Raw genomic sequence first — 15,026 nt, forward strand, 5'->3', positions numbered from 1 at the left:
GCGCCAGGCGCGCGGGCGCCGTCAGACCAGGGCGGCGGCCTCCTCGCGGGAGAGGCCGCGGCCCTGCCCGTACGCGGCCTCGTACGCCCGGTCGCCGAGCACCGCCCGCACGCGCCGCTCGGCGCTCTCGCGCGTGTGGCGCTCCTGCCGGGTCAGGACGTGACCGGGCGGCAGCAGCGCCTCGGCCGCGCCGAGGCAGCGCGCGGCGTCCGTGGCGCGGCGCCCGCCGTCCACGTCGGCCAGGGCGAGCGCGGCGACGGTGAGGTACGCGGAGGGCATGTGCGGGGCGAGGGTCTCGGACAGCGGGTCGTGGGAGTACGCGAGCGCCTTGCGGATCTTGTCCAGGGACTCCCGGTGACGGCCCTCGACGGCCTCCAGCCAGGCCTCCGCGCCGAGGATGACCGCGTCGAACACGATGAAGTGGGCGATGCTGAACTCCTCGCGCAGCAACCGGAGTTCCTCGCGCGCCTCGGCCGTCCGCCCGAGGGTGCCGAGCCAGCCGGCCAGCATGAGCCGGGCGGCGGGCAGGGCGTGGCTGTGCCCACCGCGCTCCTGGGCGATCACCTCGCGCAGCAGCCGCTCCCCGCGCTCCTCCTCGCCCGCCTCCAGCAGGACACTGCCCAGCCGGGCCCGCAGCACGCAGGTCTGGGCGCGGGCACCGAGGCGGTCGGCGTGCTCGGCCGCGGCCTCGTAGTCGGCGGCGGCCGCCCGGTACGCGCCCTTTCGTTCGTGGGCCTCGCCGCGTGCGGACAGCGCCTCGGCGACGCCCCACAGGTCGCCCAGGCGCCGGTAGATCTCCAGCGCTTCCTCGGCGTCGCGGGTGGCGTCGCCGGCCCAGTCGGCGCGGTTGGCGAAGAGGTTGGCGCGCAGGTGCAGGCAGGAGGCCAGTTCCCACTCGTATCCGGGCAGCTCCCGGCAGCTGCGGACGCTCGCCTCGGCGATGGTGCGCAGCCGGTCCATGTCGCCGGTGAGCATCACCGCGTAGAACCACAGGATGCCCGGGGACCGGCAGATCTGCGGCAGCCCGGGTTCGTAGACCTGGGTGATGATCCGCAGCTTGGCCTGGGCCTCGGGGGTCTGCCAGGCGTCCAGCTCGGTGTCCATGCAGGCGAGGTGGGCCAGGTGCACCCCGCGCCGGGCCTCGGCGAGGACCTCGCCGGTCATCGGCGGCGGCGCGGCCGTGCACCGCTCCGGCACCGGGGCGGCGCGGCGCACCGGCTCGGTGAACGGGTCGGGGCCGAGCGACATCACCTCACGGCACCAGACACGGGCCTCGATGCGCAGGTCGCGCATCTGCCAGTACCAGCACAGTGACAGCGTCAGGCACAGCGCCTCCTGCTCGTCGCGCTCGGCGACGGCGTGGCGCAGCGCGGTGCGCAGGTTCTCGTACTCCCGCTCCAGCCGGGCGATGGCGGCGCGCTGGCCGGGGCCGCGCAGCAACGGGTCGTTGCGGGCCAGTTCGCGGTAGTACGTCAGGTGCGCCCGCTCGGCCTGCCGGCGCTGCCCGGACTCCTCGAGCCGTTCGGCGGCGTACTCGGCGACCGTCTCCAGCAGCCGGTAGCGCATCTCCCCGTCCCCCGAGGGCGCGGCGACGACCAGGGACTTGTCGACGAGGGAGCCCAGCGTCTCCAGCGCGGCCGGGCCGCACACGGCCTCGGCGGCGGCGAGGTCGCAGCCGCCCGCGAAGACCGACAGCCGCCGCAGCACGTCGCGTTCGTCCTGGTCGAGCAGCTCCCAGGACCAGTCGACGACGGCCCGCAGGGTCTGCTGGCGGGGCAGCACGGTGCGGCTGCCGGAGGTCAGCAGCCGGAAGCGGTCGTCGAGCCGGTCGGCTATCTGACGGGGGGTCAGCATCCGCAGCCGGGCCGCCGCGAGCTCGATGGCCAGGGGCAGGCCGTCCAGGCGGCGGCAGATCTCGGCACAGGCCTCCGGATCGTCCTCGACCCGGAAACCGGGCCGGGCGGCGGCCCCCCGGTCCGCGAGCAGCCGCAGCGCCACCGGTTCGGGCAGCGGCTCCACGGGCCGCAGCACCTCGCCCGGCACGCCGAGGGGTTCCCGGCTGGTGGCGAGCACGGTCAGGTGCGGGCAGCGGGCCAGCAGCTCCTCGGCGAGCCGGGCGGCCGCCTCGACGACGTGCTCGCAGTTGTCGAGGACGAGCAGCATGCGACGCCGGCCGCAGTGCTCCGCGAGCCGTTCCACGGGGTCGTCGCGCCGGTCGGCGACGGCAGCCCGCATGCCCTCGGCGCCGGCGCCGTACAGCACGGTCTGCCGGGCGCCCACCGCGGTCAGCACGGCCTCCGGTACGGCGGCGGGGTCGTCGACCGGCGCGAGCTCGGCCAGCCACACCCCGTCCGGCGTGGCGTCCCGGACGGTCTCGGCGGCCTCCTGCGACAGCCGCGTCTTGCCGGCCCCGCCAGGACCGAGCAGGGTGACCAGCCGCGCGGTGGCGAGGTCGCCGCGGATGGCCTCGATGTCGGCTTCCCGGCCGACGAAGGAGGTCAGACGGGCCCGGAGGTTGCCGGGGGCCGGGGATGCCGGGCGGTGTCCGGCCTCCTCCTCCCGGGCGGCACGCGGGGCCGCCGGGCATACCGCCGGGTTCAGTAACTCGGCGTGCAGGGCACGCAGTTCGGGGCCGGGGTCGGCGCCCAGGCGGTCCGCCAGCACCCGCCGTACGTCCTCGTAGGCGGCCAGCGCCTGCGCGGTGCGGCCCGCGTCGCGCAGGGCGCGCAGCCGCAGCGCCTGGAGCGGTTCGTCCAGGGGGTGGGCGTCGCACAGGGCGGTCAGCTCGGGCAGGGACTGTTCGGCGTGCCCGAGGGCGAGGGCGGCGGTGTGGCGGGCGCGCAGCACGTCCAGGCGCCGGGTCTCGCAGCGGGCCGCCTCGGCGGTGCGGTCGGGCAGGTCGGCGAGGGCCGGGCCGCGCCACAGGGCGAGCGCGTCGTCGAGGACGCCGGCCGCCTTGGCGGCATCGCCGTCGGACAGGGCCCGCAGCCCCTCCCCGGCCAGCCGCTCGAAACGGTGCAGGTCGATGTCGTCGGGGGCGGCGGCCAGGCGGTAGCCGCCCTCGGCGGAGCCGACCGCGTCCGCGCCGAGCACCCGGCGCAGCCGTCCGACCAGCGCCTGCAGCGCCCCGGGCGCGTCGGCGGGCGGAGCGCCGCCCCACACCTCCTCGACCAGCAGGCCCACGGGCACGGTCCGCCCGGGCCGCAGCGCGAGCACGGTCAGCAGGGCACGCAGCCGCGCCCCGCCGAGGGGGACGGCGGTGCCGTCGGGGCGGAGCGCCTGGGTGGTGCCGAGGATGCGGTAGCGCACGGGGTCCATTGTCTCTGTTCGGTGGCTCGGGGGGACGGGGACGCGGCTCAGCGGGAGGCTGCGGGGGCGGTGCTCAGCTTCTGCAGCAGGTCCGTCAGCGCGGTGGACGGGAGGTCCGGCACCTCCAGCGTCGCCATGGCACCCGCCTGCGACCACCGGCGTTCCCCGCCGGCGGCCGGTGCTTCCGGCGCGGGTGCGGAGAACCATTTCGGGCACCGCTCCACCGGCCGCAGCCTGCGCTGCCCGGGCACCGGCTGCCAGCAGGAGGATCCGGGCGGGGTCCGGTCGTACGCCTGGATGACGACCTGCACGGCCCGCACCCGTCCGCGCAGCTCGGGCCAGGTGTCGCCGTGCCGTTCGACGCGCAGCAGCCCGGCGTGGCGGCTTCCGTCCCCCGCCGGCACCTCGAGCCGGACCACGGCCGGGCCCGCGATACTGGTGAGCGCGTCGTCCCAGCCGCCGCCGAGCACGTCGTCCGCGTCGTCCAGCAGGACAGGCCAGCGAACCTCCTCCCCTACCGAGAAGGATCTGCCGCAGCACTCCATCTGCCAGTCCTCGTAGAACACGTGCCACAGCCCCATGCCCCCACCCTCTCCGGAACCGGCTGCCCCGCGCGAGACGTTTTTCCCTTTGCCCGGTACGGTCGGGCAGTCCCGCACGTCCCACCCCGCCCCGAGTCCAGGGAGTCCGATGACCACCGCCACCACCCGCCCCAGCGACCGGCGGATCAGTCCCGTCTTCGTCGGCATCCTGGCCGTCACGGCGGTGACCGGATGGGCCACCTGGACCGGCTTCGCCGCCCAGCCCGGGGTGGCCGTGTTCTTCTTCGTGACGGCCGCCTGGATCGTCTCCCTGTGCCTGCACGAGTACGCCCACGCGCGGACCGCCCTGCACAGCGGCGACATCACCGTCGGGGCGAAGGGCTACCTCACGCTCAACCCGCTGAAGTACACACACGCGCTGCTGAGCATCGTGCTGCCGGTGATCTTCGTGATCATGGGCGGGATCGGTCTGCCCGGCGGGGCCGTCTTCATCGAGCGCGGCCGGATCCAGGGGCGGTGGCGGCACAGCCTGATCTCCGCGGCGGGCCCGCTGACGAACGTGCTGTTCGCGGTGGTGTGCACGGCCCCGTTCTGGCTGGACGCGCTGGACGGCGTCCCGGCCGACTTCCGCTTCGCGCTGGCCTTCCTGGCCCTGCTCCAGGTGACGGCGGCGATCCTGAACTTCCTGCCGGTGCCGGGTCTGGACGGCTACGGCGTCATCGAGCCGTGGCTGTCGTACGGCATCCGGCGCCAGGTGGAGCCGTTCGCCCCGTTCGGCCTGCTGTTCGTGTTCGCGCTGCTGTGGGTGCCGTCGGTGAACAGTGCGTTCTTCGACGTGGTGGACTCGGTGCTCAAGGCCCTGAACATCTCCGACTTCGAGACGTACTGCGGAAACGAGCTGTACCGCTTCTGGCAGGGCACGAACGAGTTCTGCTCGGTCAGCGGCTGACGGACCTCCCGGCCCGGCCGCGCTTGATGTAGTACCAGGCCATGTTCGACGACAGCCCGGCCAGCAGCACCCACACGACGCCCAGCCAGCTGCCCCGTACGAAGGACACGACGGCCGCGGCCACGGAGAGGGCGCAGACGATCAGGGCGTAGAGCGCCAGTCGGGGCATTTCAGCTGACTCCTGTCGGGGGACACTGCCGGAACTGCTGGTGTCCACCAGTGTCCCCCATCGCCTCAGACGTCGGTGACGCGGAGCCCGGCGTGGGCCTTGTAGCGGCGGTTGACGGAGATCAGGTTGGCGACCAGCGACTCCACCTGGTGGGCGTTGCGCAGCCGCCCGGCGTAGATGCCGCGCATGCCGGGGATGCGGCCGGCCAGGGCCTGCACGATCTCCACGTCGGCGCGGACCTCGCCGAGCACCATCACGTCGGTGTCGATCTCGTCGATCCCGGGGTCCTGCAGCAGCACCGCCGACAGGTGGTGGAAGGCGGCGGTGACCCGGGAGTCCGGCAGCAGGGCGGCGGCCTGCTCGGCGGCGCTGCCCTCCTCCGGCTTCAGGGCGTAGGCGCCCTTCTTGTCGAAGCCGAGCGGGTTGACGCAGTCGACGACGAGCTTGCCCGCGAGTTCCTCGCGCAGGGACTGAAGGGTCTCGCCGTGCCCCTCCCACGGCACGGCGACGATCACCACGTCGCTGCGGCGCGCGCACTCGGCGTTGTCGGCGCCCTCGATGCCGTGGCCGAGCTCCTCGGCGGCGGCCCGGGCGCGCTCGGCCGCCCGCGAGCCGATGATCACCTTCTGGCCGGCCTTGGCGAGCCGGTAGGCCAGACCCTTGCCCTGCGGCCCGGTCCCGCCGAGCACGCCGACGACGAGCCCGGAGACGTCGGGCAGGTCCCAGGGGTCCTTGGCCGGGGCCTTCTGCGCCTGGTCGGTGGAAGCACTGTCGGTTGAGGTCATGGCCCGACTTTACGTGCGCCCCCGCGGCCCCGGCCGGGCAGGTGCGCTCCGTCGCGGGCACCCCGGTGGTCCTGGTCTCGCCGGCGCGGACGACGGCGCCGTTCCTGCGGGCGTTCGACGGCGGTACGGGTGAGCTGTGCCCGTGCCCGGGTCGGGCGAACGCGCGGTGAACTCCACGTCACGGGTGACCCGTCGGGGCAGGATGCGGCCCATGGATGCGGTACGGGTCGCGTTGCTGCGGGAAGTGCTCGCCGGGACCGAATGGCTCGGCGTCACGCGGCGGTTCGCCGGGGTGCTGCGCAGCTCGGTGGTGTCGCACGGCGGCGGGCTGCTGCTGGTGGGCACCCCGGAGTACGAGCCGTGGCACCTGGCGGCGCACCTGGTGGACGAGGCCGCCTGGTCGGGCACCCCGGAGCTGGCCCCCACCCTGGTACGGCACGACGCGCGCCCCTCGGACCCCGCCCACCTGGCGGTCGGACCCGGGCGGCTGGCGGCGGCGCGGCGGGGAGAGACGCTGCTGGTGGTGGCGCCGCGGGGGCCCGGCGCCGGGCTGCTGGAGCGGGTGTACGACGCCCGGCGGGCCGGGGCGACGGTGCTGGCGCTCGGGGCCGGGGAGGGCGAACTGCCGGCGATGGCCCACGAGACGCTGGCCGTGCCGGACGGCTCCGAACTGGACCTGGACACGGTGCAGCACCTGGTCAGCGCGGCGGCCGGGGAGAACCCGGTACCGGGCTCCCCGAGAGGCCGCCGACGCCTCTGGGACCGCCTGTCCCGCCTGGCGGAATCACTGACGGCACCGCCACCGGCCCGCTGGTAGCCCGAAAACCGTTTGCCCGGGCGTCGTGTCCCCCCGACCATGACCCCTCGTGACCGACGACGCCCCGGCCTCTCCCCCGCCCTCCCGGGTCCGCGCCCTGCTGCCCGATCTCGCGCCCTGGCATGAGTCCGCCGACTTCCGGCGGCTGTGGCTGGCCGGGCTGGTGTCGAACTTCGGCAGCTTCCTCACCTTCGTCGCCCTGCCGGTGCAGCTGAAGGAGCTCACGGGTTCGGCGCTCGCGGTCGGGGCGATCGGAGCGGTCGAGCTGGTTTCGCTCGTGGTGTTCGGCCTCTACGGCGGGGCCCTCGCCGACGCCTGGGACAAACGGAAACTCATTCTCCGGTCGGAGGCCGGTCAGGGCCTGCTGTGCGTGGTGCTGCTGGTCAACGCGCTGCTCCCGGAGCCGGCGGTCTGGCCCCTGTACGCCGTCGCCGCGCTCTCCTCCGCCCTGGTCTGCGTCCAGCGCCCCGCACTGGACTCGCTGCTGCCGAGGATCGTGGCCCATGAGCACCTGCCCGCCGCGGTCTCGCTGAACTCGCTGCGCTGGACGGTCGGCGGGGTCGCCGGCCCCGCCCTGGCCGGGGTGGTCGTGGCGTACGCGGGAGCGGGCTGGGCGTACGGCGCGGACCTGGTCACCTTCGCCGTGTCCGTGGCGGTGACCGTGGGTCTGGCCCCCTCACCGGCCGGGCACGAGGCGGCCAGGCCGTCGCTGAAGGCCGTCGTCGAGGGCGCCCGGTACGCGTGGCACCGCAAGGAGCTCCTCGGGACGTACGTCGTCGACATAGCGGCGATGCTGTTCGCCACGCCGCTGGCGCTCCTGCCCTTCCTGGCCGACGAGCTGGACGCGCCCTGGTCGCTGGGGTTGATGTACGCGGCCGTCCCGGCCGGAGCGCTGCTGGTCAGCTTGACCAGCGGCTGGACCTCGGGGGTGCACCGGCACGGGCGGCTGGTGGTCGCGGGTGCCTCGCTGTGGGGCGCTGCCATGTCCGGGGTCGGGCTGGTGGACAACGTGTGGCTGGTGCTGCTCCTGCTCACCGTCGGCGGCGGGTGCGACATGGTGAGCGGCATCTTCCGGTCGGCGATCTGGAACCAGACCATCCCGGACGAGCTGCGCGGCCGGCTGGCCGGCATCGAGCTGCTCTCCTACTCGACGGGCCCCCAGCTCGGCCAGGTGTGGTCGGGCGGCGTCGCCGCGTGGCGGGGCGTGCGGACGTCCGTGTGGTCGGGCGGGCTGCTGTGCGTGGGCGCGGTGGGGCTGCTGGCGGTGTGCCTGCCGAAGTTGATGACGTACGACGTCCGCACCGACGAGCACGCGCTGCGGCTGCGCGAACAGCGGGCGACCTCGACCGCGCGGGCCGCGTAGGGACCCCGGGTCCCGCGTGTACCGGCGCCGGCCTGGATCGGAGCGCATGATCGGCTGACAGGTTCTTCAAAAGTTCTTCATGGGCTCCGTCCTACGGTCGGCCTGCCCGCCGCGTCGGCGGGTGGGGACGAGCGGGGAGCGGGAGAGCTGATGAGGGCGAATCGCATACTGCTGGCGGCGGCAACGGTCGGGGCCTTCGCGCTGACGGGCTGCGGGGGCGACGACGGCGGTTCGAAGGTGCCGACGGCCGGGAGCGGTGGCGCCGCGTCGCAGCAAGGCGACGCGTCCGGCGAGCAGGGCGGCAAGGACGACGTGACCGCGTACGTGGAGGCCCAGCGCGCCTACGTGAAGTGCCTGCGCCAGAACGGGTTCGACGCGCCCGACCCGGACGCCCGGGGGAACATCGACTTCGGCAGCGGCGACGCCCGGATCGCTCTGAAGAAGGACCCGAAGTTCAGGGCGGCCACGGAGAAGTGCGCCAAGTACCAGGCGGCCGTTCCCGAGAGCCTGGAGAAGGGCAACCAGAACCTCACCCCGAAGCAGATCGAGGTGAAGCGCAAGTACGCCGACTGCATGCAGAAGAACGGGGCCCCGGACTTTCCCGACCCCGGCCCCGACGGTCTCGGCCAGGGGGAATGGGACCAGAGCTCGGCCAGTGCCAAGCGGGCCATCCGCATCTGCGGGCCGATCGTCGGCGTGCCCGAGAACCCGGGACCGGGCAAGGGCTGATCATGACGGAGACGGTGACGCACACCGATGACGAGCCCGGGGCGGCTGCGGTGCCGCCGCGCGGCAGAGGAGGGCGGCGTACGGCGCTGATCGTCTCCGCCGTGGCCGTCGTGGCGGCGGTCGCCGTGCTCGGTGCCCTGGGGCTCGGCGGCGGTCCGGACGAGGGCCCGGCCGCGCCGCCCCGGGCGGGGTCGCTCGTCCCGGTCACCCGTACCACGCTGACCGAACGCACCCAGGTGGACGGCCGGCTGGGATACGGTCCGGAGATACCGCTGCCCGTCAAGGCGACGGGCACCGTGACCTGGCTGCCGGAGCCGGGCACGACGGCCGAGCGCGGGGACACGTTGCTGCGGGTCGACGACCGCCCCGTGGTGCTGTTGTACGGGACGCTGCCCATGTACCGGGACCTGGGACCGGCCGCCGCCGCATCGGGGCAGGCCCAGGAGAGCGGCCGGGCGGACGGTGAGCAGGCCGGGCAGAAGCCGGACGCCACCGGCGACGGCTCCACCGCGTCCGGATCACCGGCGGGAGGCACCGGCGGCGGGCAGGACGGCACCCGGACCGCCGCCCCGAGGGAGCTGAAGGGCATGGACGTCCTGCAGTTCGAGACCAACCTGGCCGCGCTCGGCTACACCGGCTTCACCGTGGACGAGACGTTCACCGCCCGCACCGCCGACGCCGTCAAGCGCTGGCAGAAGGCACTGGGCCTGGCCCAGACCGGCACGGTCGGCGTCGGTGACGTCATCTACTCCGCCGGCCGGATCCGCATCGGCCACTCGGGCGTCCGGCCCGGAGCCGCCGTCGGGGAGAACACGCTCACCTACACCGGATCGGCCAGGAAGGTCGTCGTCGACGCCTCGGCCGGCGACGCCTCCTGGGCGGTGCGCGGCACGGCCGTGCGGGTACGGCTGCCCGACGGCAGGTCCGTCAGCGGGCGGGTGGCGTCGGTGGGGAAGGAGGCGACGGCACCCGAGGGGGGCGAGGGCGGTTCCGGGCAGCAAGCGGCGACCGTGCCGGTGACCGTCACCATCAAGGACCAGAAGTCGCTGGGACGCCTGGAGAGCGGGCCCGTCACCGTCGAGTACGTGGGGCGGAAGGCCGAGGACGTGCTCACGGTGCCCGTCGCCGCGCTGGTCGCGCTCGCCGAGGGCGGCTACGGCCTGGAGACCGCCCGGGGCACGTTCACGGCGGTCAGGACCGGGCTGTTCGCGGACGGGAGAGTGGAAGTGAGCGGCGCCGCCGTCCGAGAGGGCCTGAAGGTGAGGATTCCGGAGTGAGCGGGGATTCCGGAGCGCGGGGCGGGTCCGCCCCGGTCGTGGAGTTCGACGCGGTCTGCAGGACGTATCCGGGAGGCGTGACAGCGGTCCGTGATGTGACCCTGCGGATCGGGCGGGGAGAACTGGTCGGTGTGGTCGGCCCGTCCGGGTCGGGCAAGTCCAGCATGCTCAACCTGATGGGCAGCCTCGACCGGCCCTCCTCGGGCCGTGTCCTGATCGACGGGCACGACGTGGCGACGCTGTCCGACCGCGAGGTGTCGGCGCTGCGGGCCACCCGGATCGGTTTCGTCTTCCAGCAGTTCCATCTGGCGGTCGGTGTTCCCGTACTGGACGCCGTCGCGGACGGCCTGCTGTACGCCGGCGTGCCGCTGCGGCGCCGCCGCGCCGAGGCCGCGGCCGCACTGGACCGGGTGGGACTCGGTCACCGGGTGGGGCATCTCCCGCACCAGCTCTCCGGCGGCGAGCGGCAGCGGGTCGCGGTCGCCCGCGCGGTCATCGGCGAGCCGTCCGTCCTGCTGGCGGACGAACCGACGGGGAACCTCGACTCCGCGTCGGGAGCCGCCGTGCTGGGCCTGCTGCGGGACCTGCACGCTTCCGGCACCACGGTCGTGATCATCACCCATGACCGGGAGATCGCGGCCGGGCTCCCGCGCCGTATCGAGATGCGGGACGGGCGCCTGGTCGGGGACACGGCCCAGACCGCGACGATCGGGGCGCCCCGGTGAGGAACGCCAAGGTCACCGGCGCGTCAGGACTGCGCGCCGCGCGGCTGAGACCCACCGATGTCGTCCGGCTTGGCGGCACCGGGCTGCGGACCCGGCCGCTGCGCGTCTTCCTGTCGGCTCTCGGCATCGCCATCGGCGTCGCCGCGATGATCGCCGTGGTCGGCATCTCGGGCTCCGGGCAGGCGGAGGTGAACCGCCGGCTCGACGCGCTCGGCACCAACCTGCTGCGGGTCGCCCCCGGTGAGTCGCTGACGGGCGAGGAGGCGGAACTGCCGTCCGAGGCCGTCGCGATGATCCGCCGTATCCCGCCGGTCCGGCAGGTCGCCGCCACGGGGGCGACCGACGCCAACGTCTACCGCAACGAGCACATCGCCATCGGGCGCACCGGCTCCCTGAGCGTCCTCGCGGCCGGCGCCGACCTGCTGCCCGCCGTCGGCGGCCAGGTCCGCAGGGGCCGCTGGCTGGACGCCGCGACCGAGCGGTACCCGGCGGTCGTCCTCGGTGCCACGACCGCCCAGCGCCTCGACGTGTACGCGCCAGGGACACGCCTGTGGATCGGTGGCCGCTGGTTCTCCGTGGTCGGTGTGCTCGATCCCGTACCGCTCGCGCCGGAACTCGACAGCGCCGCCCTGGTCGGCTGGCCGGCGGCGCGGACGTACCTCCGCTTCGACGGCCATCCCTCCACGGTGTACGTCCGGGCTGAGGACAGCCAGGTCACGGCGGTCCGTGAGGTGCTGGCCGCCACGGCGTATCCGCAGAAGCCGGGCGAGGTGCGGGTCTCCCGGCCGTCCGACGCGCTCGCGGCCCGTGAGGCCACCGAGTCGGCACTGACCGGGCTGCTGCTCGGCCTGGGGGGAGTCGCGCTGCTCGTCGGAGGCGTGGGCGTCGGCAACACCATGGTCATCTCGGTGCTGGAACGGCGTCCGGAGATCGGTCTGCGCCGGGCGCTCGGGGCCACCCGGGGTCAGATCCGCGGCCAGTTCGTGATGGAGTCGCTGCTGCTGTCGCTCATCGGCGGTCTGGGCGGAACCGTGCTCGGGACCCTGATCACGTCGGGCTACGCCCTCAGCCGCGACTGGCCGACGGTGGTGCCGTTGTGGGCCGGCGCGGCGGGCATCGGCACCACCCTGGCCATCGGGGCGATCGCCGGGCTGTATCCGGCGGTGCGGGCCAGCAGACTGTCCCCGACCGAGGCGCTGACCGGACCATGAGGAACGAGGACAGGGGCGGTCCCGGGCCGGAACCGCCCCTGTGGCTGCCGTGCGTCAGCGGGACGGATCCCGCCGGTGCGGCGCTAGAAACCGCAGTGGACCAGGCTGCCGCCGTCGCTCAGCAGGTCGTCGCGCACCCAGCCGGTCACCCCGGTGGAGTCGTTGCGCAGGTACGTCCAGCTGTGGCCGTCGTTGCCCCAGGTGTAACAGTGGTAGTCCAGCCGGTGGGTGTTGTACGCGACTCCCTTGATGGTGCAGCTGGTGCTGGAGCCGCTGCGCTCGTTGGCGCCGTCGGCCGTGCGGTTCCAGGAGCTGCTGTCCCGGTCCGGGGCGGTGGTGCCGCAGGACGCGTGCGCCGCGGCCGGAGTGGACAGCGTCAGCGGAACGGCCATGGCCACGGCCGCCACCGCGGGAATGAGAGCCGCGATTCCTCGCTTCATACGAATCCCCCTGTGATTGTTTGTCGGCCCGCTGCGTCAGGAGCCGGACGGCGCCGGCGGGAACGCAGCACCCCCTGCATCAATCGGGACACGGGGGGCGTAAGAACAATCGCCGCCGAAATGCGCTGAAGAAATGATTCCGCAGCCGATTGGCGACTTCCGGTCGTCAAGTGGCCAACTCTTTCCCGAGTGACAATGCGCCACTTCCGGTGCGCTGTGGCCGATACGGCCCTCTCGCGGTCACCGGCAATGCTTGGCTGTCATCCGTCACGAAAAGCCCGTACACCCGCAGGAGGAGGCACCTTGAGCGCACGTGTCCCGGCAGCCCGGCCAGGTGGACGGCGATGAGTTTCCGGCTCAGGGTGCTCGGCCTGCTGATGCTGGTGGCGATGGCCGCCACCGCCGCCACCGCCTGGCTGACGCTGCGACAGGCCAATCGCCAGGTCCAGGAGACGGTGACGGCGAGCCGCCAGGAGGTCTCCCGCATCACCGGCGAGCTCCGTGCGTACGGATACGCGCACGGCACGTGGGACGGCCTGTCCCCCACCGTGGCCGGGCTCGCGCGCGACACCGGGCAGCGCATCCGGGTCAGCACGGAGGCCGGTGTCCTGCTCGCCGACTCCGACGCCCTCGCCGGCCGCGCTCCCCGGGCCCTGGGCAACCAGCCCGCTGTCCTGGTCGACCCGCGCCCCGTCCTGCGGATTCCCGCGGGCCAGGTGCGCGGGCTGTCGGTCAAGCAGGCCGTCAAGGCGATCGCCGACTACCGCGCCGCGGCGGCGTACGCGGCGTGCCTCACCCGCGCGGGCGCCCGGGTGACGGCCCGGCCGGACGCCACCGGGGTGCCCCGCGTCGCGTCCGACCGCCGCCCCCCGCAGTGCGCGGGCCTGCGCGGCGCCCCGGGTCCGCCGACCGAGCGGGATCACACGGCCGCCCTGCCGTGCGTGTCCGAGGAGCGGTTCACCGCCTGTCTGCAACGGGTGTTCAACGAGCGGGCCGGCTCCGCCGCCCCGCCGCGCCTGGAGGTCCGCCTCGGCGTCCGCAACGAGTCCCCGCCCGCGCTGGCCGCCGCACCGACGGTGGCCGTCGCGGCCGGGGTCGCCCTCGCGGTCATCCTCGGCGCCCTGCTGCTCAGCCGGGCGGTGCTGCGCCCCGTCCGTGCTCTGACCCTCGCCGCACGGGGACTGGGCGAGGGCGACCTGGGGCGGCGTGTCCCCGTGTCCGGCCGCGACGAGATCGCGCAGCTCGGCGGCGCCTTCAACCGTATGGCCGAGTCGATCCAGGCCGGTGAGGAGCGCCAGCGCCGCCTCATCAGTGACATCGCGCACGAGCTGCGCACGCCGCTGGCCAATCTGCGCGGGTATCTGGAAGCGGTCCGGGACGGGGTCGTGGAAGCGACCCCGGAGCTGCTCGACTCCCTCCACGAGGAGGCACTGCTGCAGCAGAGGATCGTGGACGACCTGCAGGACCTGGCTCTGGCGGAGGCCGGCGCGCTCACCTACCACCGCACCGAGGTGGACCTGCGCGAGCTGCTGGCCACCAGCCGCCAGGCGCACCTCGCGCAGGCCGAGGCGGCGGGCGTCGGGCTCGCGCTGGAGGCACCGCGGCCCGTGTACGTGACCGCCGACCCGGACCGGCTGCGTCAGGTCGTCGGCAACCTGCTGACGAACGCGCTGCGCGCCACGGCGCCCGGCGGCTCGGTGACCCTCGCGCTGGCCGCGGACCGGGAGCCGGCCGTCCTGGAGGTCCGCGACACCGGTACGGGCATACCGCCCGAGGACCTGCCGCACCTCTTCGACCGCTTCTGGCGGGCGGACGCGGCGCGGGGCCGTCAGACGGGCGGCAGCGGACTGGGGCTGTCCATCGCCCGCCAGATCGTCACCGACCACGACGGGACCATCGAGGTGCGCAGCACGCCGGGGGCGGGCACCACGTTCACGGTGACGCTGCCCAGGCTCAGGGCCCCCAGGTCGGCTCAGGAGGGGGACGAGGCGCCGTCCGCCAGGCGGTAACCCCGGCCGTACACGGTCTCCAGGTGGCGCGGCCGCCTCGGGTCCGCCTCCAGCTTGCGGCGGAGGTTCATCACGTGCGCGTCGACGGTCCGCTCCAGCACGTCGCGGTCGAAGCCGAAGACGCGCTCGATGATCTGCGCCCGGGTGAAGACCCGGCCCGGTTCCCGGGCGAGCGTCTCCAGGATGGCGAACTCCTTAGCGGTGAGCGCCACGGGCCGTCCCGCCACCCGTACCTCGAAGCGCGCGGTGTCCACCTCCACGTCGCCGACCCGCAGCACCGCGGGCTCCGCGGCGCCGCCGGACCGCCGGGACCGGCGCAGCAACGCGCGTACCCGTGCGGTCAGTTCGCGGGGGCTGTACGGCTTGGTGAGATAGTCGTCGGCGCCGAGATCCAGACCGAGCAGCATGTCCTCCTCGGTGGTGCGCGCGGTGAGAAGCAGAATCGGAACATCCGATTCGGTCCGAAGAATGCGGCAGACGTCCAGTCCGTCGACCAAAGGCAGCATCACATCGAGAACGATGAGATCCGGTTTCGCGGAACGGGCCCTTTCCAGAGCCGCGCGGCCGTCGGCGACGACCTGGACCGCGTTTCCCTCCCGCTCCAGATAAATACGGATGAGTCGAGACTGTTTTTCGTCATCCTCGGCGACCAGAATCCGAGCGCTCAACGTGTTCCCCCCACAACGGCCCTGCGCATTCCA

At 74.0% G+C, this 15,026-nt stretch carries 14 protein-coding genes; 8 read left to right on the forward strand and 6 right to left on the reverse strand.

All coding sequences use genetic code 11. From position 1 onward, the window contains the following. Positions 1 to 21: 21 nt before the first annotated feature. Both AB0K80_RS26315 and AB0K80_RS26320 read right to left on the reverse strand, forming a co-directional pair. Positions 22 to 3,318, reverse strand: a complete 3,297-nt coding sequence (locus tag AB0K80_RS26315; protein ID WP_365673695.1) for a BTAD domain-containing putative transcriptional regulator — start codon at positions 3,316 to 3,318, stop codon at positions 22 to 24. Positions 3,319 to 3,356: 38 nt separating this feature from the next. Further along, positions 3,357 to 3,890, reverse strand: a complete 534-nt coding sequence (locus AB0K80_RS26320) for a DUF6578 domain-containing protein (protein WP_365673697.1) — start codon at positions 3,888 to 3,890, stop codon at positions 3,357 to 3,359. A 109-nt stretch (positions 3,891 to 3,999) separates the two neighbouring features. Here AB0K80_RS26320 and AB0K80_RS26325 point away from each other — a divergent pair, with 109 nt between their 5' ends. Next, positions 4,000 to 4,800 (forward strand): site-2 protease family protein, encoded by an 801-nt coding sequence (locus tag AB0K80_RS26325; RefSeq protein ID WP_365673698.1) that lies wholly within the window; start codon positions 4,000 to 4,002, stop codon positions 4,798 to 4,800. Here AB0K80_RS26325 and AB0K80_RS26330 read toward each other — a convergent pair. Then, positions 4,790 to 4,969, reverse strand: a complete 180-nt coding sequence (locus AB0K80_RS26330) for a hypothetical protein (protein ID WP_365673700.1) — start codon at positions 4,967 to 4,969, stop codon at positions 4,790 to 4,792. The genes AB0K80_RS26325 and AB0K80_RS26330 overlap by 11 nt on opposite strands. A 65-nt stretch (positions 4,970 to 5,034) precedes the next feature. After that, positions 5,035 to 5,754, reverse strand: coding sequence for an NADPH-dependent F420 reductase (gene npdG / locus AB0K80_RS26335; protein ID WP_365673703.1), 720 nt, complete (start codon positions 5,752 to 5,754; stop codon positions 5,035 to 5,037). A 211-nt stretch (positions 5,755 to 5,965) separates the two neighbouring features. On the opposite strand from npdG, the gene AB0K80_RS26340 reads away from it, so the two are divergent. The 6 genes from AB0K80_RS26340 to AB0K80_RS26365 all read left to right on the forward strand — a co-directional run bounded on the left by AB0K80_RS26340 (position 5,966) and on the right by AB0K80_RS26365 (position 11,876). Next, entirely contained in the window at positions 5,966 to 6,571 is a 606-nt protein-coding gene (locus tag AB0K80_RS26340) for a hypothetical protein (protein WP_365673704.1), read from the forward strand. A 49-nt stretch (positions 6,572 to 6,620) separates the two neighbouring features. Further along, positions 6,621 to 7,934 carry an MFS transporter gene (locus tag AB0K80_RS26345; RefSeq protein WP_365673706.1) on the forward strand — a complete coding sequence of 438 codons (1,314 nt, stop codon included), beginning with the start codon at positions 6,621 to 6,623 and terminating at the stop codon, positions 7,932 to 7,934. Between the two features lie 150 nt (positions 7,935 to 8,084). Further along, the gene (locus tag AB0K80_RS26350; protein ID WP_365673708.1) at positions 8,085 to 8,663 is read left to right on the forward strand and encodes a hypothetical protein; all 579 of its coding nucleotides are present in this window, start codon (positions 8,085 to 8,087) and stop codon (positions 8,661 to 8,663) included. A gap of 2 nt (positions 8,664 to 8,665) precedes the next feature. Continuing rightward, complete coding sequence (locus AB0K80_RS26355; protein WP_365673710.1) at positions 8,666 to 9,940, forward strand: peptidoglycan-binding domain-containing protein; 1,275 nt, start codon at positions 8,666 to 8,668, stop codon at positions 9,938 to 9,940. After that, positions 9,937 to 10,665, forward strand: a complete 729-nt coding sequence (locus tag AB0K80_RS26360; protein WP_365673712.1) for an ABC transporter ATP-binding protein — start codon at positions 9,937 to 9,939, stop codon at positions 10,663 to 10,665. The genes AB0K80_RS26355 and AB0K80_RS26360 overlap by 4 nt, the downstream gene beginning before the upstream one ends. Continuing rightward, positions 10,662 to 11,876 carry an ABC transporter permease gene (locus AB0K80_RS26365; RefSeq protein ID WP_365673714.1) on the forward strand — a complete coding sequence of 405 codons (1,215 nt, stop codon included), beginning with the start codon at positions 10,662 to 10,664 and terminating at the stop codon, positions 11,874 to 11,876. The genes AB0K80_RS26360 and AB0K80_RS26365 overlap by 4 nt, the downstream gene beginning before the upstream one ends. Positions 11,877 to 11,959: 83 nt before the next feature. On the opposite strand, the gene AB0K80_RS26370 is transcribed toward AB0K80_RS26365, so the two are convergent. Continuing rightward, the gene (locus AB0K80_RS26370; protein ID WP_365673716.1) at positions 11,960 to 12,316 is read right to left on the reverse strand and encodes an SH3 domain-containing protein; all 357 of its coding nucleotides are present in this window, start codon (positions 12,314 to 12,316) and stop codon (positions 11,960 to 11,962) included. Positions 12,317 to 12,660: 344 nt separating this feature from the next. On the opposite strand from AB0K80_RS26370, the gene AB0K80_RS26375 reads away from it, so the two are divergent. Continuing rightward, positions 12,661 to 14,325, forward strand: coding sequence for an ATP-binding protein (locus AB0K80_RS26375; RefSeq protein WP_365673718.1), 1,665 nt, complete (start codon positions 12,661 to 12,663; stop codon positions 14,323 to 14,325). On the opposite strand, the gene AB0K80_RS26380 is transcribed toward AB0K80_RS26375, so the two are convergent. Further along, positions 14,289 to 14,993, reverse strand: a complete 705-nt coding sequence (locus AB0K80_RS26380; protein WP_365673720.1) for a response regulator transcription factor — start codon at positions 14,991 to 14,993, stop codon at positions 14,289 to 14,291. The two genes, AB0K80_RS26375 and AB0K80_RS26380, sit on opposite strands and share 37 nt — an antisense overlap. Between the last annotated feature and the right edge of the window lie 33 nt (positions 14,994 to 15,026).

This window comes from Streptomyces sp. NPDC052682, assembly GCF_040678435.1.
Taxonomy (GTDB): domain Bacteria; phylum Actinomycetota; class Actinomycetes; order Streptomycetales; family Streptomycetaceae; genus Streptomyces.

What these genes read in the sequence shown, in the direction of transcription:
- AB0K80_RS26315 (WP_365673695.1), bottom strand. Translation starts at nt 3,318, where the DNA reads ATGGACCCCGTGCGCTACCGCATCCTCGGCACCACCCAGGCGCTCCGC.
- AB0K80_RS26320 (WP_365673697.1), bottom strand. Translation starts at nt 3,890, where the DNA reads ATGGGGCTGTGGCACGTGTTCTACGAGGACTGGCAGATGGAGTGCTGC.
- AB0K80_RS26325 (WP_365673698.1), top strand. Translation starts at nt 4,000, where the DNA reads ATGACCACCGCCACCACCCGCCCCAGCGACCGGCGGATCAGTCCCGTC.
- AB0K80_RS26330 (WP_365673700.1), bottom strand. Translation starts at nt 4,969, where the DNA reads ATGCCCCGACTGGCGCTCTACGCCCTGATCGTCTGCGCCCTCTCCGTG.
- npdG (WP_365673703.1), bottom strand. Translation starts at nt 5,754, where the DNA reads ATGACCTCAACCGACAGTGCTTCCACCGACCAGGCGCAGAAGGCCCCG.
- AB0K80_RS26340 (WP_365673704.1), top strand. Translation starts at nt 5,966, where the DNA reads ATGGATGCGGTACGGGTCGCGTTGCTGCGGGAAGTGCTCGCCGGGACC.
- AB0K80_RS26350 (WP_365673708.1), top strand. Translation starts at nt 8,085, where the DNA reads ATGAGGGCGAATCGCATACTGCTGGCGGCGGCAACGGTCGGGGCCTTC.
- AB0K80_RS26355 (WP_365673710.1), top strand. Translation starts at nt 8,666, where the DNA reads ATGACGGAGACGGTGACGCACACCGATGACGAGCCCGGGGCGGCTGCG.
- AB0K80_RS26370 (WP_365673716.1), bottom strand. Translation starts at nt 12,316, where the DNA reads ATGAAGCGAGGAATCGCGGCTCTCATTCCCGCGGTGGCGGCCGTGGCC.
- AB0K80_RS26375 (WP_365673718.1), top strand. Translation starts at nt 12,661, where the DNA reads ATGAGTTTCCGGCTCAGGGTGCTCGGCCTGCTGATGCTGGTGGCGATG.